The organism is Pseudomonas sp. MF6747 (assembly GCF_963890955.1).
Lineage (GTDB): Bacteria > Pseudomonadota > Gammaproteobacteria > Pseudomonadales > Pseudomonadaceae > Aquipseudomonas.
Map to the genome: position 1 here is coordinate 1 of NZ_CAWPSZ010000013.1, position 24,296 is coordinate 24,296.

The 24,296-nt window shown below is 59.3% G+C and carries 23 protein-coding genes and 1 pseudogene; 12 read left to right on the forward strand and 12 right to left on the reverse strand.

Translation table 11 applies throughout. The features are described 5' to 3' along the window. The 3 genes and pseudogenes from AACW30_RS14735 to AACW30_RS14745 form a co-directional block, all read right to left on the reverse strand. A partial coding sequence (locus AACW30_RS14735) for an RHS repeat domain-containing protein (RefSeq protein ID WP_200625217.1) occupies positions 1–2,023 on the reverse strand: 2,023 nt, incomplete at its 3' end. 146 nt (positions 2,024–2,169) lie between these two features. Beyond that, positions 2,170–5,252, reverse strand: a pseudogene (locus tag AACW30_RS14740) (efflux RND transporter permease subunit). Positions 5,253–5,254: 2 nt separating this feature from the next. Further along, on the reverse strand, positions 5,255–6,361 hold the full coding sequence (locus tag AACW30_RS14745) for an efflux RND transporter periplasmic adaptor subunit (protein WP_200625131.1): 1,107 nt from the start codon (positions 6,359–6,361) through the stop codon (positions 5,255–5,257). Between the two features lie 100 nt (positions 6,362–6,461). Between AACW30_RS14745 and AACW30_RS14750 the strand changes: the two genes are divergently transcribed. The 3 genes from AACW30_RS14750 to AACW30_RS14760 all read left to right on the forward strand — a co-directional run bounded on the left by AACW30_RS14750 (position 6,462) and on the right by AACW30_RS14760 (position 10,220). Beyond that, positions 6,462–7,667: a multidrug effflux MFS transporter gene (locus AACW30_RS14750; RefSeq protein WP_200625132.1), complete on the forward strand. Its 1,206-nt coding sequence runs from the start codon at positions 6,462–6,464 to the stop codon at positions 7,665–7,667. A gap of 76 nt (positions 7,668–7,743) precedes the next feature. Beyond that, positions 7,744–8,610, forward strand: coding sequence for a pirin family protein (locus AACW30_RS14755; RefSeq protein WP_124417095.1), 867 nt, complete (start codon positions 7,744–7,746; stop codon positions 8,608–8,610). 164 nt (positions 8,611–8,774) lie between these two features. Continuing rightward, a complete protein-coding gene (locus tag AACW30_RS14760; RefSeq protein WP_200625133.1) occupies positions 8,775–10,220 on the forward strand; it encodes a mechanosensitive ion channel domain-containing protein in 1,446 nt (481 codons plus the stop codon). A gap of 4 nt (positions 10,221–10,224) precedes the next feature. Here AACW30_RS14760 and AACW30_RS14765 read toward each other — a convergent pair whose 3' ends face one another. Then, positions 10,225–10,662, reverse strand: a complete 438-nt coding sequence (locus AACW30_RS14765; RefSeq protein ID WP_119735419.1) for an Rrf2 family transcriptional regulator — start codon at positions 10,660–10,662, stop codon at positions 10,225–10,227. Between the two features lie 144 nt (positions 10,663–10,806). Between AACW30_RS14765 and AACW30_RS14770 the strand changes: the two genes are divergently transcribed. Then, positions 10,807–11,691, forward strand: a complete 885-nt coding sequence (locus tag AACW30_RS14770; protein WP_200625218.1) for an NAD(P)/FAD-dependent oxidoreductase — start codon at positions 10,807–10,809, stop codon at positions 11,689–11,691. Here the strand turns inward: AACW30_RS14770 and AACW30_RS14775 are convergent. Next, positions 11,681–12,379, reverse strand: coding sequence for an SDR family oxidoreductase (locus AACW30_RS14775; RefSeq protein WP_119735417.1), 699 nt, complete (start codon positions 12,377–12,379; stop codon positions 11,681–11,683). The genes AACW30_RS14770 and AACW30_RS14775 overlap by 11 nt on opposite strands. Positions 12,380–12,484: 105 nt before the next feature. Between AACW30_RS14775 and AACW30_RS14780 the strand changes: the two genes are divergently transcribed. From AACW30_RS14780 to AACW30_RS14790, 3 genes are all read left to right on the forward strand, one after another. After that, the gene (locus tag AACW30_RS14780) at positions 12,485–12,919 is read left to right on the forward strand and encodes a winged helix-turn-helix transcriptional regulator (RefSeq protein ID WP_106580186.1); all 435 of its coding nucleotides are present in this window, start codon (positions 12,485–12,487) and stop codon (positions 12,917–12,919) included. Positions 12,920–13,018: 99 nt separating this feature from the next. Continuing rightward, entirely contained in the window at positions 13,019–13,342 is a 324-nt protein-coding gene (locus tag AACW30_RS14785) for a hypothetical protein (RefSeq protein WP_200625135.1), read from the forward strand. Next, positions 13,266–13,796 (forward strand): hypothetical protein, encoded by a 531-nt coding sequence (locus AACW30_RS14790; protein ID WP_200625137.1) that lies wholly within the window; start codon positions 13,266–13,268, stop codon positions 13,794–13,796. Before AACW30_RS14785 ends, AACW30_RS14790 begins: the two co-directional genes overlap by 77 nt. A gap of 6 nt (positions 13,797–13,802) precedes the next feature. Here the strand turns inward: AACW30_RS14790 and AACW30_RS14795 are convergent, their stop codons facing one another. Continuing rightward, positions 13,803–14,381, reverse strand: a complete 579-nt coding sequence (locus AACW30_RS14795) for a TetR/AcrR family transcriptional regulator (protein ID WP_200625139.1) — start codon at positions 14,379–14,381, stop codon at positions 13,803–13,805. A gap of 63 nt (positions 14,382–14,444) precedes the next feature. After that, the gene (locus AACW30_RS14800) at positions 14,445–15,287 is read right to left on the reverse strand and encodes an alpha/beta fold hydrolase (RefSeq protein WP_200625141.1); all 843 of its coding nucleotides are present in this window, start codon (positions 15,285–15,287) and stop codon (positions 14,445–14,447) included. 225 nt (positions 15,288–15,512) lie between these two features. Here AACW30_RS14800 and AACW30_RS14805 point away from each other — a divergent pair, with 225 nt between their 5' ends. Next, positions 15,513–16,100: a LysE family translocator gene (locus AACW30_RS14805; protein ID WP_124417100.1), complete on the forward strand. Its 588-nt coding sequence runs from the start codon at positions 15,513–15,515 to the stop codon at positions 16,098–16,100. On the opposite strand, the gene AACW30_RS14810 is transcribed toward AACW30_RS14805, so the two are convergent. Then, positions 16,042–16,935, reverse strand: coding sequence for an AraC family transcriptional regulator (locus tag AACW30_RS14810; RefSeq protein ID WP_200625143.1), 894 nt, complete (start codon positions 16,933–16,935; stop codon positions 16,042–16,044). The two genes, AACW30_RS14805 and AACW30_RS14810, sit on opposite strands and share 59 nt — an antisense overlap. A gap of 278 nt (positions 16,936–17,213) precedes the next feature. On the opposite strand from AACW30_RS14810, the gene AACW30_RS14815 reads away from it, so the two are divergent. Together AACW30_RS14815 and AACW30_RS14820 are read left to right on the forward strand one after the other, a co-directional pair. Continuing rightward, the gene (locus AACW30_RS14815) at positions 17,214–17,753 is read left to right on the forward strand and encodes a GNAT family N-acetyltransferase (RefSeq protein WP_234452704.1); all 540 of its coding nucleotides are present in this window, start codon (positions 17,214–17,216) and stop codon (positions 17,751–17,753) included. Positions 17,754–17,756: 3 nt separating this feature from the next. Then, positions 17,757–18,254: a hypothetical protein gene (locus tag AACW30_RS14820; protein ID WP_234452705.1), complete on the forward strand. Its 498-nt coding sequence runs from the start codon at positions 17,757–17,759 to the stop codon at positions 18,252–18,254. Here the strand turns inward: AACW30_RS14820 and AACW30_RS14825 are convergent. From AACW30_RS14825 to AACW30_RS14840, 4 genes are all read right to left on the reverse strand, one after another. Continuing rightward, on the reverse strand, positions 18,241–18,666 hold the full coding sequence (locus tag AACW30_RS14825; protein ID WP_200625146.1) for a GNAT family N-acetyltransferase: 426 nt from the start codon (positions 18,664–18,666) through the stop codon (positions 18,241–18,243). The genes AACW30_RS14820 and AACW30_RS14825 overlap by 14 nt on opposite strands. Positions 18,667–18,684: 18 nt before the next feature. Next, positions 18,685–19,176: a GNAT family N-acetyltransferase gene (locus AACW30_RS14830; RefSeq protein ID WP_200625148.1), complete on the reverse strand. Its 492-nt coding sequence runs from the start codon at positions 19,174–19,176 to the stop codon at positions 18,685–18,687. Between the two features lie 275 nt (positions 19,177–19,451). Then, a complete protein-coding gene (locus AACW30_RS14835; RefSeq protein WP_200625150.1) occupies positions 19,452–19,745 on the reverse strand; it encodes a fructose-bisphosphate aldolase in 294 nt (97 codons plus the stop codon). A gap of 741 nt (positions 19,746–20,486) precedes the next feature. Continuing rightward, entirely contained in the window at positions 20,487–21,965 is a 1,479-nt protein-coding gene (locus AACW30_RS14840; protein WP_200625152.1) for an ATP-dependent nuclease, read from the reverse strand. Between the two features lie 958 nt (positions 21,966–22,923). Here AACW30_RS14840 and AACW30_RS14845 point away from each other — a divergent pair. After that, positions 22,924–23,619 (forward strand): DUF1963 domain-containing protein, encoded by a 696-nt coding sequence (locus AACW30_RS14845; RefSeq protein ID WP_200625154.1) that lies wholly within the window; start codon positions 22,924–22,926, stop codon positions 23,617–23,619. A gap of 17 nt (positions 23,620–23,636) precedes the next feature. Continuing rightward, positions 23,637–24,260 carry an SMI1/KNR4 family protein gene (locus tag AACW30_RS14850; RefSeq protein WP_119735406.1) on the forward strand — a complete coding sequence of 208 codons (624 nt, stop codon included), beginning with the start codon at positions 23,637–23,639 and terminating at the stop codon, positions 24,258–24,260. Positions 24,261–24,296 lie beyond the last annotated feature (36 nt).

Consider the following 24,296-nt stretch of genomic DNA (forward strand, 5'->3'; position numbering starts at 1 on the left):
TGACCCTGCCGCCGTCTTCCCACGCATACCGCGTGTCCATCTGCGAAAAACTGGCCCAGTGCCGAACACAGCGCGCCGCCTTGCCAGCCCGTTCCCACGCCCAAAAGAAACTCGCCCCACCGGCCAATTGCCGCTCAAGAATGACGTGCTGTTCGTCGTACCGATAAACCTCGCTTTCACCGACAGCATTGGTCGCCGATACGAGTCGTCCCGCCTCGTCATAGACGTAGGAAACGACGTTCTGCTCCGTCACCCAAACATACGGCTCACGGCCTTTGGCGCGATGAACTTGATAGTCCACCGCTACAATTCGGCCCAGTTCGTAACGCAAAAACAAACAACGGCCGACACCGTTATCCAGCCGCTCAATCCGCCCCAAACGATCACGAGAAATGCGCAGCCGGTTGTCATACGCATCACTGATTGCTGTCAGCTGACCGTCGCGAAAGTGATAAAAACGTGATGCCTGAGCCAACACCAGCTCATCGGGCAGGGCACCCAAGTAGATCGCCGCTTCGGCCTGGCTGTTGGTGATCGCAGGCCGAGAAACGGAAGGCAACGGAAACTCGGTACTGCGATTCTCATGATCCGTCCAAACCACCGAATCACCTGAAACCACCAACCGCTGCGCCAGCGCATGACTCCAACCAAACCCCAACCCACAATCCACTTCCACCGCACTGGTGCGGTACAGCCGCGTCCACTCAAACGGCACAATCCCGTCCAGCGCACCATCGGTAAGCGTCAGCAATTCTTCCCCGGTCACCATCGACACCGGGCAGCCATTGGTGGCGGTCTTGTCCGCAGGCGCCGCTGCATCTCCCTGCGGGTTCTTCGCAGCGGCCGGCACATCATCCACATGTTCCTGGCGCACCAACGCCGTCCGCTGCGTCTTGCTGCGAACCGCAGGCACCGGGTTGGATACCAACTGATCCCCAGCCTTTAACGGCGCAACCGGCACCGTCTTGATCGGCGTCGCCGCACTACTCAGCAGCAACGGCTTAACCACCTCGGCATGTGACTCCAACCGGGGCATCACCAGCTTTTTAGCCAGCAACTCCAGCAGATCCCGCCCGCGTCCAGACTTCATGTGCCCCAGCACCTGCGTACCCAGACGCACCGCCACGCCCATACCCGCCGTCGCCCAGATCAGCAGCAGGTTGATCAACACCTCGCCAGTGATTTGCCCCATCAGCTCATTCATTTCTTGCGGTGGCAGCATGCGCATCCAGCTGACCATCGCCGACACATAAATGAACAACAGCGGCTCATCGCTGAGCACCAGCAGGCCGATGGCGATCGCGTCGTTGCCGAGCTTCAGCAGCTCATCGAGTTCGGTTTGGGAGATGTAGTGCAGCAACTTTTCGCTGTTAGGCTTGATGTCCGCCAACATGTCGTACAGCTGCGTTATGTTGTCCCACAGGCTGTAAAGCGCTTTGCCCATGCCATTGAGAAAGGCTGCCTCCAGCAGCCGACGCCGGTCCAGCGGAGTAGCGTCCGTATAGGTTTTCCACTGCGCCTGAAACGTGCCGTTCCACTCGTCGCGCAGACGCACGTCCAGATCTCCGATCACCGACTGATAAGACGCATACAGCGCCTTGACGTGATCCTTGGAAACGTTGGGATAGAAATTGATTCGGTACTGCTGGTTGCGATCACACTCGGTGATTTCGAGAATGCCGCTGGGGCCGATGGTCTTGTGGATCGGCTCGCCCAGGGGGCCACCGTTGGGGTCGATGCGTTGCAACACCACGGGCGTGTTGCCAATGGGCACGAACTGAGTACTCTGGAACATGTGCACCAGGGTCAACGTGCCGTTGGCCTGGCAGGTGGCGACGGTGCTGCTGGGAATGATCGAGCGGTTGATGGGGGCGACCAGCGCCACTTCCTCCCCGACTTTAAACACCTGCTCGACATCCAGCGCCGAAAAGCTCCAGAAGCTGGACGCCCATTCATCAAAGGTGTTCAGGCATTCCCGAAAGTCACGCAAGACGGTTTCAACATCGACCGTCTTTGCATCCATTGGGGCCAGGGCCAGCCTGCCGATGGCCGTGTTCAAGCGACAGCCCCATGAACCGAGGCTTTAACCAAAGAAACCATCTGCAATCCCTCGCACTGTGTGATCAGGCGAAGGACTTTGCAGAGGTTTTCAGGCGATATCTGTAGAGCTTATCCGGCGGTTACGTGGGATGTTCGGTAGTCTTCGTCCTCTCCCGCCCAAGCACCAAGCTGCACAGCGCCGGCAGGAACAACAGCGTCAACACCGTGCCCACCAGTACCCCGCCAATCAGCACGTAAGCCAGGGACGACCAGAACACCGACAGAGTGAGCGGGATAAATGCCAGGGCCGCCGCCAGTGCCGTCAAAATCACCGGCCGTGCGCGGCGCACGGTGGCTTCGATAATCGCCTCGCGAATCGCCATGCCGTGCTCCTGGTTCTGGCGGATCTGATCGGTAAAGATCAGCGTGTTGCGCATCAGGATGCCGCCAATCCCGATCAGGCCCAGAATCGCGTTAAACCCGAACGGCTGGTTGAACAGCAATAAGGTCGGCACCGCGCCGATCAGGCCCAGGGGCGCGGTGGCGAAGACCATGAACATCACGCCGAACGAGCGCACCTGGAACATGATCACGGTGAGCGTCAGCAAAATCATGATCGGGAACAGCGCGGCCAGCGCGACGTTGGCCTTGGCGCTTTCTTCCACCGGGCCGCCGATGTCGATCTGGTAACCGGCAGGCAGTTTTGCGATCAGCGGTTGCAGGTCTTTGTACACGGCCATTTCCACGTCGGGCGGTTGTACGCCGTCGATGATGTCGGCGCGCACTTCCACCGTGCTTGCGCGGTTGCGGCGCTTGAGGATCGGTTCTTCCATGACCGCTTGGAAGTGCCCGACCTGGGCCAGCGGCACTGAAGTGCCGGCGTTGTTGGTCAGGGTCATGTTGTTGAGGTTGCCGAGGTCTTCGCGCTGGTCGCCCTGGGCGCGGGCGACCACGGAGACGGTGCGATTGCCTTCGCGCACCTCGGTGATCGGGTTGCCGCTGAGCAAGGCATTGAGCTGCGATTTGACCTCATTGGGCGTGAAGCCCAGCAGGCGCAGGCGGTCCTGATCAAGCACCAGGCGATAGCCGCTGGTGCGCTCGCCCCAATCGAGAAAGGCGTCTTTGGTGAGCTTGTTGGCGGCGACAATGCGACGCACCTCTTCGGACACGCCGCGCAGTACATCCACGTTTGGCCCGGACACACGAAACACCACCGGAAACGGCACGGGCGGGCCGAACAGCAATTGCGTTACACGCACACGCGCAGCCGGGAATTCACCGGCCGCTATGCGCTCACGCATGCGCAGTTTCAGCGCATCGCGGGCGTGCGAGTCCGGGGTTTGCACAATCAGCTTGGCAAACGCCGGGTCGGGCAACTCGGGGTTCAGCGACAGGAAGAAGCGCGGCGCGCCGCCGCCCACATAGGTATCGACCAGGCGGGTCTGTGGCTCTTGCAGCAGGGCTTTCTCCAACTGCGCCGCCACCGCCTCGGTGCTTTTGAACGCGCTGCCGGGCGGCATGTACACCTCAAGGATCAGTTCGGAACGGTCAGAGTTGGGGAAGAACTGCTTCTTCACCACGTCCATCCCCAAGCCGCACAGCACAAAGGCCGCCACCACCAAGCCCGTCACCCACCAGCGCCTGCGCACACAGGCTTGGACCACATCACGCAGTTTCTGGTAGTAACGGCCGGCGTAGATGGCGTCGTGGCCGCCCGGCACCGGTTTGATCTGCGGCAGCAATTTCACGCCCAGGTACGGCGTGAACACCACCGCCACCAGCCACGACGAAATCAACGCAAAGCCGACGATCCAGAAGATATTGCCGGCATATTCCCCGGCGCCCGAGCGCGCAAAACCCACCGGCAGAAAGCCGATGATCGTCACCAGCGTGCCGGTCAGCATCGGCGCGGCGGTGGAGCTCCAGGCAAACGTGGCGGCGTGAATCCGGTCAACGCCTTCCTCCAGTTTCACTACCATCATCTCGATGGCGATAATCGCGTCGTCCACCAGCAAACCCAGGGAAATAATCAGCGCGCCCAGGGTAATACGGTCGAATTCACGCCCGGTCAGCAGCATGATCACAAACACCACGGACAAGGTCAGCGGGACTGCGGCGGCCACCACCAGGCCCACGCGAAAGCCCAGCGCCAGCAGGCTGATGACCATCACCACGGCCAGGGCGACGAAGAATTTGAGCATGAATTCATTCACGGCCAGGCTGATGTTTTTCGCCTGGTCGGAGACCTTGGCGAAGTTCACGCCCAGCGGCAGATCGGCCCGGATTTTGGCTTCCTGGGCCTTGAGGCTTTTGTCCAGCTCCAGGCCGTTCCAATGCTTTTCCATGATCACGCCGAGCATCAGCGCCGGGTCGCCCTGATGGCGAATCCGGTAGCTGGGCGGGTCTTCATAGCCACGGCTGACGGTGGCCACATCGGCAATGCGCAGCACACGGCCGTTGACTTCCAGCGGCACGTTTTCGATCAGCGCGAGGCTGTCGAAGGCGCCGTCGATACGGATATAGGCGCGGGCGCCGGCGGTTTCGACGAATCCCGATGGCGCTACGGCGTTCTGCGCGGCGAGGGCGGCGAAGATCTGATCGGGCTTGATGCCCAGGGTTGCCAGGCGCTCGTAGGAAAATTCCACAAAGATCCGCTGGGCCTGCTCGCCGAGGATGTTGACCTTTTTCACGCCCGGCAGGTTGAGCAAACCCTGGCGCAGTTCTTCGGCCATTTGCACTTGCTGGCGATGTGGCAAGTGCTCGGCTTCCAGTGCGTAAAGGGCGAAATACACGTCGGAATATTCATCGTTGAAGAACGGCCCGATCACGCCTTTGGGCAGTTTCGACGCTTCATCGCTGAGCTTTTTGCGGGTCTGGTAGAACAGGTCCTGGATTTCACTGGGGCGCGTGGACTCTTTGTAGGTCATGCGCATCGACACGAAACCCGGCTGGGCGATGGTCTCGACGCGGTCGTAGTAGTCCAGTTCCTGCAGGCGTTTTTCCAGGCGGTCGGCGACTTGCTCCTGCATTTCCTGGGCGGTTGCGCCGGGCCAGGCGGCGGTGATGGTCATGACCTTGACGGTAAATGATGGGTCTTCGGCGCGCCCCAGTTGGCCGAACGAGAAGATGCCGGCGGCGAGGATCGCGATGATCAGAAACAGCGTGACTGCGCGGTGTGTCACCGCCAGTTCGGAGAGGTTGATGCCGCGCATGCTCAGTGGTCCTGTTTACGGTTGAGGGCCAGTGCTTGTGCGGGCAGCAGGCGCACCGCGTCGCCGCTGTGCAGCAGGTGCGCGCCGAGGGCGACGATGGTCTGGCCGGGTGTGAGGCCGCTGTCGAGCAGGGCATCCTCCTGGCCGAGACTGGCGACCTTGACGGGGGCGAAGCTGACGGTGTCGTCTGCGCCAATCAGCCACACGCCGGTGCCTTGCCCGGCGTCTTGCAACGCGCCGATGGGCACGCGGGTTTGCTGCGCCTGGCCGTTGCCTTGCAGGCGCACGGTGATGGTCGAACCGAGGGCGAAGCGGTCGACGGCGCCGTGCAACACGTATCGCGCGCGGTAGGTACGGGTGGTCGGGTCGGCGCTGGCGGACAGCTCGCGCAGGGTGGCAGTCACGGCCTGGTCCGGCGCGCCGAAGGGGAACGCCAAGGCTTTTTGTGAGGCGTGGTCGCGTTGGTTTTCGGGCAGGTTGACGATGGCTTCGCGAGCGCCGTCATGGGCCAGGCGCGCGACGATCTGCCCTTCGGCGACGACTTGGCCGCGGTCCACGCGCACATCGGTGATGATGCCGTCGCCGTCGGCCTTGAGCACCGAGTAGGTGCGGCGGTTTTCGATCTGGCTGGCGTCCGATTGCGCCGAAGCCAGCTCAGCCTCGGCGACGCGCAGGTTGGTCGCCGACTGGTCGAAAATCTGCCGCGACACGGCGCCGGTGCTGGCCAGGCGTTGGTAGCGGTTTTCATCATCGCGGCGCTGGCGCACTTGCGCCTGGGCCGCGTTCACGCGGTTCCTGGCCGAGCGCAATGCCAGCTCGAAGTCGCCGATGTCCAGCACCAGCAGGGTGTCGCCACGGGAGACATGTTGGCCGGGGTCGACCTTGCGGTCTATGACCTTGCCACTGACCCTGAAGCCCAGGTCGCTTTCTGTGCGCGCAGCCACTACGCCGGTGTATGCGCTTTGCTGGGTGCCGGCGGCTTCGACTTTGGCCGCGAGCACGGGGCGGGGCGGCGGCACTTCGGCGGCGGTGTCGGCCTTGCTGTTGCAGCCGCCGAGGAGGATCAACAGGGCTAAAGGCGTGAGAAGACGCAGGGGAAGAGGGATCATGACGGGCTCCGGGCTAACCAGTGAATAAAAAATTATGGACATAATTTTTTACGCATATTATGGTCGAAATATAAATTAATCCAGCCCCCGGATATTCCCCATGGCAAACGCCCCGGCCCCCTCGCAAAGCATGTTGTTTTTCCTGGTGGCCCTTACGGCGCTGGGTGAAGTGTCGACTCAATTGATCATCCCAGGCCTTGGCGCTATCGAGCAGGCGCTGGCGGCGCCAGCCGGTTCGGCGCTGATGGCGTTGTCGGCGTTTGTTGCTGCATTCGGCCTCGGGCAGTTGCTGTTCGGGCCGTTGTCGGACCGTATCGGCCGTCGTCCGGTGCTGATCGGCGGCCTGGTGCTGTATGTGCTGGCGACTTTCTCGATGCTGCTGGTCAACGACATTGGCCAATTCATTGCCGCCCGCGTGTTGCAAGGCCTCGGCGCCTGCGCCGCGCTGGTGTTGGCGCGTACCGTGGTGCGTGACGTGTGGCAAGCCGAAGCCGGGCCGGCCCTGGCGCTGACCATGATCGGCATGCTTTACGCCATTGTCGTCGCGCCGATGATTGGCGGGCTGCTGATCAAGCTGCTGGGCTGGCACGCGCCGGTTGTTGTGGCCCTGATCATTGGCAGTGTGGTGCTGGTGTTGGCTGTGCTGTTCTTTCGCGAGAGCAATCACTGCCTCGATCCCACGGCCGGCCATTGGCGTACCCTCGGCGGGCACTACCTGGATTTGCTCAAGGGCCGTCAATACCGGGCGTACGCCGTGGCATTGGCCTGTACCTATGGCGCGATGTTCTCGGTGATTGCGGGTTCGTCGGCGGTGTTTATCAACCTGCTGGGTTTCAGCAGCCTTGAATACGGCATTAATTTTGGCGTGATTGTGTCGATGCTGATCGTCGGTTCCACCTACACCCGGCGCAACATCATGCGCCTGGGACCGCAGCGGATTGTGGCGATGGGCGTGACACTGGTGGCCATCGGCGGCCTATCGGCGGTGCTGATTTACGAGCTGTTCGGCCTGTCGGTGCTGGGCCTGGACATTCCGGTGGCGCTGGTGACCCTGGGCGGTGGCCTGGTGCTCCCCGGCTCGGTCACGGGCGCGGTGATGCCCAACGCTCACCGCGCGGGCCTGGCCGCTGGCCTGATGGGGTTTTCGCAGATGTTTGGTGCGACCTGCAGCGGCCTGTTGCTGAGCCATTTGCGCGATGGCAGTGCCACGCCGATGATCCTCATTGAGGCCAGCTTTGCAGTGTCGGCGTTTGTCGCGTTCCACTTGTTGCGCCAACGTCCGGTCAAGGGACTGTCCTATACGTAGGACGATCAGGGCTGCTTTTGCCGGCTAGTGTTCAGAGGCCGACGGACTTAGGGTGTAGGCACTTTGGAGGAACACCATGAAAAAAATCATCGGCATCTACACCAGCCCCCGCGCCCATTGGGTCGGTGACGGCTTTCCGGTGCGCACGCTGTTTTCCTACGACGCGATGGGCAAGCACATCAGCCCATTCCTGTTGCTGGACCACGCCGGCCCGGCCGATTTCACCCCCACCGAACAACGTCGCGGTGTAGGCCAGCACCCGCATCGCGGCTTTGAAACCGTGACCATCGTGTATGACGGCGAAGTCGAGCACCGTGATTCCACCGGCGCCGGTGGCACGATCGGACCCGGCGATGTGCAGTGGATGACCGCCGCGCGAGGCATCATTCATGAAGAATTCCATTCCGAAGCCTTTGCCCGTAGCGGCGGGGCGCTGGAAATGGTGCAGCTGTGGGTCAACTTGCCGGCCAAGGACAAAATGGCCGACGCCGGTTACCAGACCCTCGTCGACGGCGATATTCCGGTGCTGCCGTTGGCCAACGACGCCGGGCAATTGCGCCTGATCGCCGGTGAATTTTCCGGTACTCAAGGGCCGGCGCGTACGTTCACGCCGATAGACGTGTGGGACTTGCGGCTGAACGCCGGTAAAGCGGTCACGCTGGACCTGCACGCCGGGCGCAATACTGCGCTGGTGATCCTGCGTGGCACCGTGCTGGTCAATGGCGAGGAAGTGGCACGCCAAGGGCAACTGGCGTTGTTCGAGCGCGACGGCGAGCACATCACCCTTGAGGCCAACGACGACGCCAAGGTGCTGTTGCTCAGCGGTGAACCGATTGATGAACCCATCGTCGGCCACGGCCCGTTCGTGATGAACACCGAGCAGGAAATCCACCAGGCATTTGCCGACTACCAGTCCGGTCGTTTCGGACAGATGCAGGCTTGACGGTCGAGCGCAAACCCCTGTGGGAGCTGGCTTGTCGGCGATAACAACTCGGAGCAACTGATACACCGAGGTGTCTGCATCGCAGGCAAGCCAGCGCCCACATTTTGTTTTCCAGCGTTCCCGATTCATGCGATCTTCTGAGCATTCGCCCTGGAGTCGCCTGGATGCCCTCATTTATTGCTGATCACCCGATGTTGTGCGCCGTGGCGCTGATCTTTATCGACATTGCCGTGTGGCGGCTTATTTCCGTCAACCTCGCCAACTGGAAGCTGGCGGCGCGGTTGGCGATCTTTGCCGTGTACAGCGCCGTGCTGTTCAACGACGGCATGAACCCCATGCAGCTCGCACCGTACACCGACAACACCGCCTTGCACCTGTCGGCTACTGCCTTGCAGATCGGCTGGTGGCTGTTCGCCGCACGAACCCTGACGGTATTGCTCGGTGCGGTAATGATGCAACGGGTCGGCCATGGCGGGCGTTTGCTGCAGGATTTGATGGGCGCGGTGATCTTCCTGATCGCGATCATCGCCGCCATGGCCTACGTGCTCGACCTGCCGGTCAAGGGCGTGCTCGCCACCTCCGGCGCGGTGGCGATCATTGTCGGCCTGGCGTTGCAAAGCACTTTGAGCAACGTTTTTTCCGGGATCGTGCTCAACACCACCAAGCCGTATCAGCTGGATGACTGGATCTCCATCGACGGCACCGAAGGCCGCGTCACCGATATCGACTGGCGTGCCACGCGCCTGCAGACCTCCCAGGGCAGCATGGCGGTGATCCCCAATTCTCTGGCGGCCAAGGCCAAGATCATCAACTTCTCACGCCCCGCCGACATGTTCGGCCTGGCCGTCAGCCTGCAAGTCAGCCCGCATGCGCGTCCGCAAATCGTGATTGAGGCGCTCGAGCGCGCCATGCAAGGGTGCCGGCCGTTGCTGGCCAACCCCGCGCCGAGCGTGGCGTTCAAGACCTCTGGCAGTGGCGGCGTCGAGTATGAAATCAGCGGCTTTGTGCCGGCCATGACCCTCAAGCGCGAAGTGCGCAACCAGCTTTACGATTTGGCTTTCAGGCACCTGCAGGCGGCGGGTGTGGGGTTGCTGTCCGCCACCGAAAGCGGCGCGCCGCCGGCGCTGTCCGGCGCACGCGCATTGCTGGAGCGCTCGTCGATTTTCTCCACGCTGCGCCAGGAGGAGAAAGACACCTTCAGCCAGAACATGACGCTGCACACTTACCGTGCTGGCGAAATGATCCTGCCGGCGGGGGAGGTCAGCGATCATTTGTTTATCGTCGAGTCCGGTGTGGTCTCGGTGATGCTGATCAAGGGCGGTCACAAATTCGAAGCCGGGCGCATGGGGCCGGGTGAAGTGATTGGCGAGGCGGGGATTCTGTCCGACCAGGCGGCGCTGGCGGACTTTTTTGCCAAGACCTTCTGCACCCTGTACCGCATCGAGAAGGAATACCTCAAACCCTGCCTGGACGCGCGGCATGACATCAGCGAAGCGATGAAGGCGCTGCTGGATTTTCGCGTGCACGCAGCGCAGGCCATGACCCAGGAAGCGCCGGTGGTACCAGTCAAAAAAGGCTTTTTGCAGTGGTTGCGCAGTCGCGGGTTGTAAGCGCTCAGGGCGCCATCGCGACGCGGTAGCGCTGGTCAAAATCATCCGCCAACTGCGCCAGCGTTACATCGCCCAAGCGCGCCATCAATAGCGCCTGCGCCTGGTCGAATGCATCCGTGAGGGCCGCGTTTACGGCCTGTTCCACCAGGCATTGCGGGTGGTCGGTGGACAGGCCAATGGCGAAAATCGACGGCGTGCCCAGCGCGTTGTGAATATCCAGCAAGGTGATGTCGCTCAAGGGTTTGCCCAGCGTCCAGCCGCCCTGATGGCCTTTTTCCGAGCGCACATAGCCCTTTTCCTTGAGCAACCCCAGGGTGCGTCGCACCACCACCGGGTTGGTGCCGAGCATCTGCGCGATGGTTTCCGAGGTGGCGCGCTCTTCATGGCGGCCCATATGGATCAGCACATGCAGCATGCGTGAGAGGCGGGTGTCGTTTCTCATCAAATAATCCCCAGTCGAGTCGGCGCAAAGTATCGTTCGTAACCTGAAAAGTTGCGAGACGCTTGACGCGGTATTTTTACGTAACTTATGGTGTGTCGTGAAAGCGCACGGATAACCGTGCGCGCAACACACGAGGTCACGTTCATGGTGCACGACGTCATTGTTGTGGGCGGCAGCTATGCCGGCCTGTCTGCGGGCCTGCAATTGGCGCGGGCGCGGCGCAAGGTGTTGATGATCGATGCCGGTCAGCGGCGCAATCGCTTTGCCGCCACCTCCCATGGTTTTCTCGGTCAGGACGGCCAGTCACCCAATGTCATCGCCGCCGAGGGCCGCAGCCAACTGATGGAGTACCCGACAGTAACCTGGGTGCAGGACAGCGTGATCACGGCCCTCGCGCAGCAGGGCGGTTTCAGTGTGCGCACCCAGTGCAATGGGGAGTTCAAGGCCAGACGCCTGATCCTCGCCACCGGTGTGGTCGACGAATTACCCGCCATCGAAGGCCTGCAGGAACGCTGGGGCACACGCGTGTTTCATTGCCCTTACTGCCACGGCTATGAACTCGATCAAGGCCGCATCGGCGTATTGGCCACCTCAGCGCTGGCGATGCACCACGCGCTGATGCTGCCGGATTGGGGCACCACCACCTTGTTCACCAATGGCGTGTTCACGCCGGATGCCGAACAGCAGGCGCAGTTGGATCGACGGGGAGTTTCAGTGGAAAGCACAACCGTCACGCGCATCAGCGGCGAACGCGCCGACCTGGAATTGGCAGATGGCCGCGTCATTGCGCTGGACGGTGTCTTCACCATGTCGCGCACCCGCATCAGCCCGTTGGCTGCGCAATTGGGGTGTGAATTGGCCGACGGCCCCACGGGCGCCTATGTGCACACCCATGAAACGCGCCAGACCTCCGTGACCGGTGTGTTTGCCTGTGGCGATACCTCGCTTGCCGCCGGCTCCGTGGCGCTGGCGGTGGGCGAGGGCGTGCGCGCCGGCGTGGGCGCGCACTTTTCGTTGATCAACGGGTGAGGTAGACCGGGCTGGCGGTGGACAACGAAGCTTTAACCGCGTGGGTCATGTCAGTGATCAATGCTTCTTCACGGTCTTCGCTCAGGGCTTGCAAGGTGATCGCGACCACTTCCTGGGGCGTGCTTTTCGGTGCCTGGACATCGGCCACCATGTCGGTGTCGATATAGGCCGGGTGCACGCCGATCACCAGGGTATTTTGCTCGCGCAGTTCACCGCGCAGGCCGTTGGTCAGGCCCCACTGGGCGGATTTCGACGTGCTGTAGCCGCCGGAGCCGGGCGGGCTCAGCCAGCTCAATACCGAGAGGATATTGATCAGCGCGCCGCCGCCTTGCTTGGCCAGGATTGGCGCAAATGCGCGGCTCAGGCGCAGGGTGCCGAAGGTGTTCACTTCAAAGTGCTGCTGCAGGTTCTCGACACTGTCGTCGGCGAGCAACGAGCCGTACTTCAGAAAGCCCGCGTTGTTGATCAACACGCTGACGTCGGTGCACTGCTCGGCGGCGCGCTGCACGCTGGCCGGGTCGGTGATGTCCAGGGCAATCGGCGTGCTGCCGGGAATGTTCACGCTGGCCGGGTCGCGCGCCGCTGCATACACCTTGGCCGCGCCCGCTGCCAACAGTGCGGTCACAAAGGCTTTGCCCAGGCCACGGTTGGCGCCGGTGACCAACACCACTTTTCCACGAATATCCATGATCAGCTCCCGCGATAAATTAGGTTTAATAATGAAACCGTTTTTATCCTGAGCCTGTTGGTCCTATAATGCAACCGAATATTTCTGATTGCTGGAGGCCCGACGATGAAACGCAAATGCCTGGAAGGCGACGGCTGCCCGGTCGCCCGTGCGTTGGATGTGGTGGGGGATTGGTGGACGCTGTTGATCATCCGCGACGCGTTTGCCGGGGTGACACGCTTCGGCGATTTTCAGAAACACCTGGGCGTAGCGAAAAACATCCTCGCCACCCGCCTCAAGGACATGGTCGAGCAAGGCCTGCTGCACACCAGTGAGGTCGGCGCGCGCAATGAATACCAACTGACCGACAAAGGCCGCGCGCTGATGCCGGTGCTGGTCACGCTGGCTCAATGGGGCGAGGCGCACACTGAGCCTGAGCATGTCAGTGCGCGCGTGCTGGATGCGCGTTCGCTCAAGCCGCTGCGCAAGGTCGAGATCGTGTCTGAGGATGGCCGGGTGCTGGGCCTGGAAGACATCGTTACGCAAGCGCCGGTGGCTTGATGCGGCGTAGCCGCTGGACTGTACAAGAACGCTTCCCAGTGGTGAGCGGGTTAACGCCCCGTCCGGTGTACGGAGGTCTTCCAGGAGAGGAGACACGCCATGATCACCGACTTTGAAAGCAAGACCAGCTCCCAGGGGCTGACCTTCAAGCTGTACCGCGGCGAGGGCGCTGCGCTGCTGGCGTTCGACCTCGCGCAAGACCTGGCGACGCCCGCCTTCGCGGGCTTCAGCATCGAAGTGCGCTGCCCCGGCGCCAACCACTGGGGCGCAGGTCACGCGCCTGCATTTTTCCAGCCAGCAGCACAACAAAGTGCTGATTGTGCGGCGCGCGGGCAAGGCCATACGTGTGCTCAGCGGCTCCACCAGTCTCGCCCTGCGCGGCCTGTATATTCAGGCCAACAACGTGCTGCTGTTCGACGATGAAAACGTGGCCGGCAAGTGTACCGAGGTATTCGACGCCTACTGGACCGCACCCACGACCTTGCGCAAGCATCCGCTTTCACAGCAGTGCTGGGTGGTGCGCGATCAGCCCGGCTCAAAAGTCTCACTGTGCTTTGCGCCCCACGCCGACGGCGCGCTGTCCCTGAACCCTATCGCCACCAGCATCGAGCAAGCCAGCAGTTCGGTGTTGTATTCCATCGTGTTCCTCAGGCAGATCAACGGCAAAGTGCGTGACGCCCAAGATCGCCGTGGTGCATGCCATCGAGGCGTTGCGCCTATTCGATCACTTCCACTTTCGCGTCAATGCCGGCCAGCCCGGCGCGCTTCACGCCTTGCGCCTGGCCAAACCGCCGGCTGCGGGGAGAAACCCTGGTTCGATGCCTGCCATCGCCCCGGCCATGTGAAGGCGCGGGACCGGGAATTGTTCGTGAAGTAGCCAGGTTCAGCCGTCCACCAGTTGCTGAAACAGCGGCGTCAGCAAGTCGATCAACACCTGCGGGTCGGCCTTGGCCAGCGCCGACAGTTCGAGCATCTGGCGCATCACTTGAAAGCCTGACACCAGCGCCATCACCAGCGCTGCGCGCTCTTCGCGATGCGCGCCCTGGAGCGCGGCGGCCATGGTCGCCTGGTGGCCTTTTTCGACGTGCTCGCGGCCAATCGCCGTCGCGCGCTTGCTCGACGCCGAGTGCAGCATGATCAGGAAGCCATCCAGCGGCGTGCTGCCCGCTTCGGTGATGCTGACCAACGCGGTGGCGAGGGTGCGGCCGAGGGTTGCCGCGCTGAGGTTGCCTTGCGTCAGGGCGCGCGGGTTGGCCAGCGCCTCGGCGATCACCTCGGCAAACAGCTGCTCCTTGGAGACGAAGTAGCGGTTGACCAGCATTACGGTCACCCCCGCGCCTGCGGCGATTTCTCCCAGCCCGGTGCCATCGTAGCCTGATCGGGCAAACGCCTTGCGCGCAGACGACACGATGGCTTCGCGGGTGACGGCGGCATCGCGCCGGCGAGGAATGGGGTTGGGCATGGCGTCCTGACGTGGCTGGGAACTGTGGGCGCGCAACCGGTGCGCGCCGACAGGGTACAGGGTCTATTTGCTGTCGAGGAAGTCCAACAGTGCGGCATTGAACAACGCCGGGTCTTGCAGGAAGGCGAAGTGGCTGGTGTTCGGCAGAATCAGCAGGCCGGCACCCGGAATGGTCGCGGCGATGTACTCGTTGTGTTCGCGCTTGATCGCTTCGTCATGGTCGCCGTCCACCACCAGAATCGGGGTCTTGATGCTCGCCAGTTGCGCGTCGGTCCAGTTCGGTTGGCTGGCCCACATATGGCTGATCTGCTCGACAAACGCGTCGTACTCTTTGGGCGTCGGCGACAGCTTGGCGTACTCCTTGCCAGCGCGTTCGATGAAGGCGGCGAAGGTCGGGTTTTTCTCGACCGCGTCTTTGACGCCGGACGTCTGGGTGTTGGCGGCGAAGGCGAATACTTTGCCGATGCGGTCCGGGTGGCGCAGCGCCAGGTCAATGCCGATGATCGCGCCGTCGCTCCAGCCGACGATATCGGCACGCGGGATTTTCAGGCTGTCGAGCACGGCCACTACATCATCCGCCATCAAGTCGTAGCCGTAGGGTTTGTCATCCCGCGAACTGCGCCCGTGGCCACGGCCGTCGATACTGATCACCGTGTGCTTGGCCGCCAGGGCCTTGACCTGGTTGCCCCAGTAATCCGAATTGGACAAGCCACCGTGCAGCAACACCACCGGCGAGCCGTGGCCGGTGCGTGTGTAATAGACCTTGATGCCATTGACGGCGGCGTAACCGGTTTTGGCACCGGCCACCGGTGCTGGGGTGGGCGGCAGGGTTTCCCAGCGTTCGGCAGCGTGGACCGCAGAGAAAGACAGCATCAGGCAGGCAACTGCCAGCAGGCGACGTGACATGGCGAATCCTTTTTTGCAGTGAGAAGGCGCTGAACTCTAGCATTGGCATCGATGTTGAAAATATGCATTTTTGTCTATCGAAACTCACCGAATGAGAGAAAAAAATGCAGTTATATCAATGGAATAAAACCGTCTAAGTGCTCAGGGTGATTTTCTTCAATACCACGCACGGTCAGCGCTTTACCGTGGTGCCATCTTCGCTTGGCACAACAAAAAGGAATCGCAATGAGCTTGATCCTCTCCATGGCCGCTTTCGCCCTGGCCACCTCCATCACACCGGGCCCCGTCAACGTGGTCGCGCTCAGCGCCGGCGCGCGCTTCGGCTTTGCCGCCAGCCAGAAACACGTGTTTGGCGCCGCCGTCGGCTTCACCTTGCTGCTGGTGCTGATCGGCCTGGGCCTGCATGAAGTGTTGGTGCGCTGGCCGATCCTGACCCAGTTGATCCAGTGGGGTGGTGTCGCGTTTTTGCTGTACATGGCCTGGAAGCTGGCGGTGGACGATGGCCGGCTCGACGCTGATGGGATCGCCACTGCGCCGTCGATGCTTTACGGCGCGATCATGCAATGGCTCAACCCCAAAGCCTGGCTGGCCTGTGTGGCAGGGATGGGGTTGTTTGTGGCGGACGGCGATGCGGGCCAAGTGTGGCTGTTTGCGGCGCTCTACCTGGTGATCTGCTACCTGTCGGTGGCGTGCTGGGCATACGCCGGGACGTTCTTGCGACGCTACCTGAGCAACCCGCAAGGCGTACGCCTGTTCAACCGCTCAATGGCCGCGTTGCTGGTGGCCAGTGTGGGTTATTTGCTGATGGCTTGAGCAAGTCGCGGTACTGCCCCGGCGTAGCGGCGAAATGCTGTTTGAATGCGCGCTGAAAATGCGCCTGGTCGGCAAACCCTGCCGCCAGCGCCACGTCAGCGATCAACTCGCCGTTGCGCAATTGCGTTCGGGCAAACTGGATACGCCGGTTGACCAGAAAGGCATGCGGCGTCAGCCCGTAATACTGCTTGAACGCACGGATCAGGTACGACGGCGACAGCTCGGCCGCCAGGCAAATCTCCTCGAGCTTCAACGTCTCGGTGCAGTGCGCGCGGATGTACTCGGCGGCGCGCTCCAGCTTGTGGTTGACCTCCCGCACTGGCGTCAACGAAGGGTTTAAACGCTGTTGCACCTCGGTAAAAAAACTCACCAGCGCGCTCTGTTTTTGCAGCAGTTCGGCGTGCTCATCCAGCAGCATTGCGTACAGCTCGATCAAACCGTTGAACAGCACCGGATCGCGGGTGTAAGGCGTGTTGAACGGCCGATAACCCTGATCGGTACTGAATCCCAGCTGGTATTGCAGGTCGGTCAGCCAAGGCGTGTCGAGGTAAATCATGTGATACGACCAAGGCTGGTCGTAGATCGGATTGCACGCATGCACATCGCCGGGGTTCATCAACACCACCGTGCCGGCGCTGATCTCAAACGTCTGCGCGCCGTAGTGGTAATAACTGCGCCCGGTGGTGATCGCACCGATGGAAAAATGCTCGTGGGCGTGACGGGTATAAGTGACCTTGCGCCCATCGGCGATGGTCCGCGCTTCGATGAACGGCATGCGCGCATCACGCCAGAAGCGCGGCGCTTGTGCGGGGTCAGCGGAGGTGTTCAGCGACATGGCGGTGGCTCCATCCCTTGAGGAACGAAGGGCGATCATTACACAGACCGCCAGGGCCGTCAGCAACACTGAGCTATACACGCAGCCGTCGTTGGCATCGCGAGTGTGTTGGTAGGTGTAGCCGGCTGGCAGGTGCCAGCCGTCGAGTACTCCACCCGACAGTTCAGCCTCAAACCCCTTGTGCGCAAAATGGGAGCGGCTTGCGGGTGGAATACGCCGGCCAAGGTCCATTTATGCTAAAAACCCTGCTCACGCCGTTTTCAGCCCTAGAGGCGCACATGACATTGTCTTCGTCCATCCAGATTCGCGCCGCCAGCCCCCAGGATGCCTTATGCATCGGCGTGCTGGGCATGCAGGTATTTCTCGACACCTACGCGACCGAAGGCATTCGCAGCGCCATCGCCACCGAAGCGCTGCAAGCCTTTGCGCCGGCTACCATCTCGCGGCTGATGACCGAACCCGGCAGCGCTCTGGTGGTGGCAGAAACCAACGGCCACCTCGTCGGTTTTGCTCAAGTCAAACTGCGCGCCGAGCACGCGATGCTTCCATCCTCCAACGTTGCCGAGCTACAACGCCTGTACATTCAGGAGCGCTTCACCGGCCGGGGTATCGGCTATCAACTGCTGCAAGCGGCCGAGCAACACGCAGCGCTGGCCGGGGCTTCACTGTTGTGGGCCACGGTGTGGGTCGGGAATGAACGGGCACTGGGTTTTTACCCGCGCCGCGGCTACGAACTGCTGGGCTCGCCGACCTATACGTTCCAGGGCGAAACCCACGAGAACCGGTTGTTTGGTAAAACCCTGAGCGCCGGCGGGTGAATGATGAGCGAGGATGAAGCAGCCTTTGGTGTAACCGTCGCCTACCTCAGGGGCGCCTTGGACGTCGGCGTTATCGATGTGGCCGCGGTCATTCAATGGGCGGATACGACACTGGCGACACTGCAGCATCCTCCCTATGCGCTGATAGAACTCGCGCTCATGAGCAGGTCGAGTCGTGAGGAGGTCATGTGGCAGCTACTGCAAGTCGCCGCGCCGGCCATGGCCGAAGACGAAATGCTGCCTTATGTGCTGTCGGTTGCGCACAGCCGACTTCTTAGTGACCCCGCCTTCGGGCGACGCCTGGCCGAGGGCATCTACCGTCTATGGGCCCGGTCAGGCTACGACTTACCCGGCACCCTGCAGGCGTGCGGGTATTTTGATGATGCGTACAGCCTGGCGGATAGCGGGGTGCATGGGCATGCCGAAGTCATCGACCGCGAGCTATTCGAATTCACGCAACACTTTGCCGGCCTCGACTGGCAAACCCTCAAAGCGCCTTAGACAAAAACACCCGGCTGCTGCCCGCAGGCAAGCACGGCACCTCACCAAACCGCACCCACCCCTGCTTCTGGTAAAACGCCGGTGCCTGAAAACTGAGGGTATACAGCACCGCGCTCAAGCAACCCCGGCGCCGGGCTTCGTCTTCGAAGGCTTGCAGCAACTGGCTGCCCAGGCCCGAGCCGCGCAGGGCATCGGGCAAGTGGAACAGGTCGAGGAAGGCCATGCCCAAAGAGGTTTTGCCGGTGATGCCGCCGAGGATCTGCCGAGTGCCCGGATCCCTGACCAGCACCGTCAGTGGCTGGCGGTCGTTGGCACCGGTGATGGCTTCATTGAACGCGGCGAGACCGTTGCCGAGCAGGCGCTCGGCGTCGGGGTTGGGTTGGTCGCTGATTTCAATGCGCAAAGCAGTCATCACCGCAAACTCCCTTGGTTAGAGCGCCATCACCATCTCATGCCACGCCATCCCGCCATGGTCAGAAGGCGAAGGCTGCACATAGCTGTAACCCATGCGCGTGTACAACGGCACATGCTGCTCCTTGCACATCAAGTGAATCGTCTGCTTGCCCATGGCCTGCATGCGTTGCACAAACTCGGTCATCAACCGCTTGGAATAGCCCTTGCCCTGCTGCGCCGGGTCAACCACCACTGACATGATCACCACATTCGGCGCCTCGGCCGAATGCCCCACCAACTCTTTGAACGCCTCGTCCGACATCACCACCTGATGGGCGCAGCCAGAGTTGATAAAACCCACCACCTCGCCATCTGCTTCCAGAATCAAAAAGCCTTCGGGGTACTGCGCAATGCGCGTAGCGATTTTCTCCAGGGTCGCGGCCTCATCGCCTTCGTAAGCGCTGATTTCGATTTCAAAGCAGCGCGCGGCATCGGCGGGGAGGGCGTTACGGAAGGTGAGGGCGGGCATGGGTATTTCCTGGGACGTTTAGCGAAAGGCCACATCATAAAGAAACATCAAGGGCCTGACACGGATTGTGGCGAGCGGGCTTGCCCCGCGATGGGCTGCGAAGCAGCCCCAGTCAAAACAAACGCGGTACGCCAGGCAAATTGAGGGACTGGTTTCGGGGCTGCTGCGCAACCCAACGCGGGGCAAGCCCGCTCACCACAAAAAAGGTGGGCTTGAACCGACCGCCGAAAACCAGAAAACCCGCCGAAGCGGGTTTTCTCACAACTCACCTTTCATCAAGCCACAGCAGGCACATCAAACCCGCGCTTCTCAATCACCGAAAACACATCTGCCACATCCTGCACCATGATCCTGGCGGTATTGGCGACGGTATTGATGTCGTGCTCGGCATAGTCGGACACATTGGAGCAGGCCATCAGGTGCAGGTAGGCGAGGGCGGCGTTGAGTCGTTCGCTGGCGCAAGCGTGGAGCTCGCTGAGCGGGGCGTCGCTGTCGATGAGGAGGACAGGGTATTCGGTTGCGGTTTGGGACATGGGGGTGAAGCGGCGGGGCGGGTGTTGAGTCGTCATAAGGTTCGATTCTATTTGGGTAAAAAGAACTGCCACCTTGCTGCTGCGAAACAGTCTGGGTGGCAACTGTGCGCGGGTTCGCAGACCAGGAAGAATCACCCCCGGCAGACCCGAAGGTCTCCCACGCACAGCCGCCATAAACAAGACGCAGGCGGGCTCCGCCTGAGGGTCTGATGACTGTGCAGGTTGATTCTATTTAGGTAGGGCTGCGAAACCCGATCGCTGACCGAGGTCGGCGACGGGGCGAACTATAAGGTGCTGTTGGCCAGGGTGCAACCGAGAGGATGTAACACACCTCGAGCCATCAATTTCACCCATCCATCATTTAGGAGATCTTGGCTGGATCACGAACGTGATCATCCATTTGCGTTCTATTTGGTCTGTCGTTTTCTTCGACGTTTGTCAGCAAGATTGCGCACATTATTGGCGGAATGTGGCTGGTTGATTCCTGGCACAATCGGGCGCAAATAGCCGAGGGTTCGTCAACGTTAACGGCCGCAAACGGCCATTAGCGGACGTTGTCACTGCAGCGAGCGTCTAGTAAAACGTCAATCCAAACTCCAATGCTGAGCGAATTTATGATTAATGGCTATGGTCAAAGGGCTTGCAGCAACTGCTTTCCTCTCATAGATTCAGTTCTTTCGAAGGTACGAAGTAGTTGAGGGAAGCGTGAAAAAAATTATATTTCAATCCTATATACTCATATTTAATATAAGTATATAGGATAAGCTAAAAACCGACTTATGCAGCGAGATGATTCTGAAGATAGATGACGATTTTGCTTAGTTCTTGATCCTGCGTATTCGCAAGATGCTCAACAACCATTTCGATTATATCAGCCCTTGATTTTCCTCGATTCTTTAATTCACTCTCAATTAGTTTGTACAGCTTCTTTCCGTTGCTATCTTTTGAGGTATCTATCTCATTCCGGTATTTTTCAATTAATTCTGAAAGACTTACTTTTTGAAAAATGAAATCGTTCAATGCTCGAAACAGCTTATGATCTATACTGTCATGAAGTTTGCTTTTTAGATATTTTTCGAGACTTTCAATAGGTAGAAAATTCATTGGTATATTATTGTTTATGTTCCGAGAAGCAATATATTTTTGAGCATCTAATTTTATGTCGCCGTCTAGAATCATAGAGATGCTTGATGCTCTTCCCAATAAATTGCTGTTGACCACCTCTCTCGCGAGCTCAATGACATTTGTGTATCCGCCGCAAGGAAGAACATGCACTAGCTTACTAGATAAGAGACCATTCACCTTTAGCAGTCTCGTAATAATTTCTTTAGCAAGGTCATCTTCAACCAAGAAAACATGATCATATCCAGAATGATCATATAATATGCGAGTAGCGTATGCTGGAAAGCAAGGATTCAATATTTCTAGGGAACCATCAACGTGCCGATCCAAGAAAAAAATATTGCTTGGCTGAATTGCGCCGACCAACTCGATGGAGTGAGTTGAGAAGTAAATGGCATAGTTGTATTGATCGGCAATCTCGTTAAGAAAATGCACAAGTCGTTTAAGCGAGGAAGGGTGAAGGGCTAATTCAATTTCATCAAGAAACATAATGCATGGCTTGTTGAGATTTGCGCGATCATTATTCCTAAAGTTGATGGAGTTTAAAATACTTACAAGAAGATTCTCTCCGGTTGACATATGGAACTGGCTAACTCTGCGCCCATCTTTCTCGTAATAAAAAATATCACCACTGAACTGAATGTCAGGGCCTGCATCTGCGTTACTGATCTTGAAGAGCTTCTCATAGAACTCTGAGTTGTTATGAAGTATTTTTCCAAGGCTTTGACGAATGAATTCAGCCCCTGGATTAAGTTTTGCGCTCTCGACTTTGTCTAGTTTTCTGAGGATATGAATGCTCGTGTTGCGAAACCTAGTTCCATATATGATACTACCCTCATAGAAACCTTTGATGGCCATGCCCCCTCTGGATTCTCTAATCCATTTTCCCTTGTCGTTTTTTGTCCAGGAGCGGGTTGCATTATCAAGCTTAAATGTAATAGATGCGTCGTCGTCGGTTGACCCGAAATACTCATTCATCGGCATGTTGAAAAATACTGTAGAAGCGCACGCAACCAAGGTGCTCTTGCCTGATCCGTTTAGTCCGGTTATTGCGTATAAGCCTTTTTCTACAGGCAGATCAATTTCGAGGCTTTTGATGGATTTTACTTTATTGATTTTTACATTAAGGTTCATATGAACTCCATTTCGTTCGCATTTAGTTTTATAGCTTTACAATTTAAGCGTGGTGACTCTCGAGCTTAAGAACAAGCCTAATGATCGCGAAAGGCGTTCGTAGCTCTACCGAACTAGGTGATATATCCAATCCTTCGGCTCTCAGTGCCGTTAAATAAACGATTCAAGGCTTCAAGCACAGAGCTTTTACCAGCACCGTTTTCCCCAGCCATTGCACTAAAGTGTTTCCATTCGAGAGCTTTATATAATTAATGGCTTGATATGTTTTGAAATTTCTAACCAACAATCCGATAATCATACTACATCTTTGTTATGGCCCCCCCCAGATAGCGCTGCTCTCGCTGCCAGCAGATTGCCATTATCGCGCATCAATCCGCAATAGCTTTTGCTCAGCCTTTTAAAACGTCAACTCGTAATCATCAGCTCATGTGTCCCATCGACACTGACTAAGACGTCAATGTGTTTGGCACCTCCTTTGCATCACTAGAGCCTAACCAAGCTTAAAAATTGCCGTGAGTCACCCGTCCACGTGCCCGCTACGGGTCGTAAGCGAAGAAGTCAAACGTACGGATTGCTGTCGATCCCGAACGGCTGTTATTGGACGGTAGCGGTCGCGTGTGAGCGTCCGCTTTTGGCCGCAAGCTGCCAATCGCGAACGGCAGCCATCCCCAAAACGAACCTTGCCCCCACTTGCTACGAGAACGGGATCAGTAGTCAGCCCCTAGCAACCAATGGCTTTTCATTCAACATGCCCATCGCCCTCCCCAATGTGCTGATTATCCATCGATGACCTGGGACGGTCTCATGTCGAACCAATTCCGACCGAAATTCGATACCCGAACACGCTCAACTCGTCCAAGCGTGCTCACAAACTGCACAGGCATCCACTCGCTCACACTGCTAATCTGCGGCCTTTACACTTGTCACGTGAGTCGCAAAAAGGACGGTTTACATCGCCATGGACATTCAACTTATCAAGCAACGCCTGGCTCGCCCTGCAGTGAAGTTCGTTGCTGGCGGCTTTCGTCCCTCGGGCACCGATGAAGAAAGCTGGCTGGGCCATGTCTTTCTGTTCCGACCTGATGAAGGCGTGCCGACCAATCAGGCGGGGCAGCCATTGCTCCCCTATGCGCAATTTTTTCTGCCCGCCATGCCCTTCAGCAGCCCTCTGCTGGAAGGGGTTCGTGTGCTGACGGTGTTTATTTCAAATCCGCTTCCCGAGCCCTTTGAGCCGATGGGGAACAACTGGGTTGTCCGCGAATATGCGGCGGATGATGTATTGGTTCGCAAGGCGCTGCCGGTGGACGGTTCGTTTCTCAAACCCTTCCCGCTCAAAGCGCAAGCGGTGCCGGAAGATTTTCCACTGTGGGATGGCGGCGGTGTGCCGGCCGACCTTGAGCAAGCCATACTTACGCTGGAGCGCGCGGGCGAGATACCCAGCTATTACGACCTGGTCACTCACAGCTACGAACACAAGATCGGCGGTTACCCCTCGTTCTGCCAGTCGGGGGTTGATCCGGGTGAAGGCTTCGAGTTTGTGTTCCAGATTTCGTCCGACGCAAAGATCAATCTGAACGTGGTCCACAGCGGGAGCCTGATGTTCTGGAAGCACATCGAAACCGGTGAATGGGCACTTTATTATGATTTTTACTAAGGTTTTGCGAGCGCTCAATGACTGACTACCGTGGATTGATGCTCGACGACACCCGCGAAGGCGCCTCCGAGCAGGCCATCTCGCAACTGGAGGCGCTGCTCGGTGCCCGCCTGCCGGACGATTACCGGCAGTTTCTCAAGGTGTGCAACGGCGGCACCGTGGATTACGACGTGCTGGCCACTATGAGTAATGGCGATAATGAGTTGCTGAGCTTTTCGCTGTATGGGCTGCAGCCCGGCGAAGGCTATGAATCCAACCCTTATGAACTGGAGCAACTGCGCAAGCAACCTGACTTCCCCACTACGGGGGTGTTGCCGATCGGCCGCGATGGCGGTGCGAGCCTGTTGCTGCTTGACCTGCGCGAGGGCCGTCAGGACGTGGGCGCGATGGTCGCAGGTTTACCCGCATGGACGGGGCGTCGCCAGCAAGGCGATGAGTATGTGGTGTTGGCGGACAGCTTCAATGCCTACCTGGACATGCTGCACCTGTCGCAGGAGCGGATTGCCGAGCATATCAATCACTTTGTCATCAGCGCGGATACGATCGAGGCGACAGTGGCGTGGCTGGATCAAGGCAGCCCGGGTTGGCGCGAGCGCTATCGGGCCCTCTGGAATGCACGGGTTGTGGACAGGCCGATCTGATACAAGCGTGCGGGCGCTTTGAATCCTCTATCAAAG

Excerpts from the sequence above, each read along its gene's own strand:
- AACW30_RS14745 (WP_200625131.1), bottom strand. The coding sequence starts at position 6,361 with ATGATCCCTCTTCCCCTGCGTCTTCTCACGCCTTTAGCCCTGTTGATC.
- AACW30_RS14750 (WP_200625132.1), top strand. The coding sequence starts at position 6,462 with ATGGCAAACGCCCCGGCCCCCTCGCAAAGCATGTTGTTTTTCCTGGTG.
- AACW30_RS14755 (WP_124417095.1), top strand. The coding sequence starts at position 7,744 with ATGAAAAAAATCATCGGCATCTACACCAGCCCCCGCGCCCATTGGGTC.
- AACW30_RS14760 (WP_200625133.1), top strand. The coding sequence starts at position 8,775 with ATGCCCTCATTTATTGCTGATCACCCGATGTTGTGCGCCGTGGCGCTG.
- AACW30_RS14765 (WP_119735419.1), bottom strand. The coding sequence starts at position 10,662 with ATGAGAAACGACACCCGCCTCTCACGCATGCTGCATGTGCTGATCCAT.
- AACW30_RS14770 (WP_200625218.1), top strand. The coding sequence starts at position 10,807 with ATGGTGCACGACGTCATTGTTGTGGGCGGCAGCTATGCCGGCCTGTCT.
- AACW30_RS14775 (WP_119735417.1), bottom strand. The coding sequence starts at position 12,379 with ATGGATATTCGTGGAAAAGTGGTGTTGGTCACCGGCGCCAACCGTGGC.
- AACW30_RS14780 (WP_106580186.1), top strand. The coding sequence starts at position 12,485 with ATGAAACGCAAATGCCTGGAAGGCGACGGCTGCCCGGTCGCCCGTGCG.
- AACW30_RS14785 (WP_200625135.1), top strand. The coding sequence starts at position 13,019 with ATGATCACCGACTTTGAAAGCAAGACCAGCTCCCAGGGGCTGACCTTC.
- AACW30_RS14795 (WP_200625139.1), bottom strand. The coding sequence starts at position 14,381 with ATGCCCAACCCCATTCCTCGCCGGCGCGATGCCGCCGTCACCCGCGAA.
- AACW30_RS14800 (WP_200625141.1), bottom strand. The coding sequence starts at position 15,287 with ATGTCACGTCGCCTGCTGGCAGTTGCCTGCCTGATGCTGTCTTTCTCT.
- AACW30_RS14805 (WP_124417100.1), top strand. The coding sequence starts at position 15,513 with ATGAGCTTGATCCTCTCCATGGCCGCTTTCGCCCTGGCCACCTCCATC.
- AACW30_RS14810 (WP_200625143.1), bottom strand. The coding sequence starts at position 16,935 with ATGTCGCTGAACACCTCCGCTGACCCCGCACAAGCGCCGCGCTTCTGG.
- AACW30_RS14815 (WP_234452704.1), top strand. The coding sequence starts at position 17,214 with ATGACATTGTCTTCGTCCATCCAGATTCGCGCCGCCAGCCCCCAGGAT.
- AACW30_RS14820 (WP_234452705.1), top strand. The coding sequence starts at position 17,757 with ATGAGCGAGGATGAAGCAGCCTTTGGTGTAACCGTCGCCTACCTCAGG.
- AACW30_RS14825 (WP_200625146.1), bottom strand. The coding sequence starts at position 18,666 with ATGACTGCTTTGCGCATTGAAATCAGCGACCAACCCAACCCCGACGCC.
- AACW30_RS14830 (WP_200625148.1), bottom strand. The coding sequence starts at position 19,176 with ATGCCCGCCCTCACCTTCCGTAACGCCCTCCCCGCCGATGCCGCGCGC.
- AACW30_RS14835 (WP_200625150.1), bottom strand. The coding sequence starts at position 19,745 with ATGACGACTCAACACCCGCCCCGCCGCTTCACCCCCATGTCCCAAACC.
- AACW30_RS14840 (WP_200625152.1), bottom strand. The coding sequence starts at position 21,965 with ATGAACCTTAATGTAAAAATCAATAAAGTAAAATCCATCAAAAGCCTC.
- AACW30_RS14845 (WP_200625154.1), top strand. The coding sequence starts at position 22,924 with ATGGACATTCAACTTATCAAGCAACGCCTGGCTCGCCCTGCAGTGAAG.
- AACW30_RS14850 (WP_119735406.1), top strand. The coding sequence starts at position 23,637 with ATGACTGACTACCGTGGATTGATGCTCGACGACACCCGCGAAGGCGCC.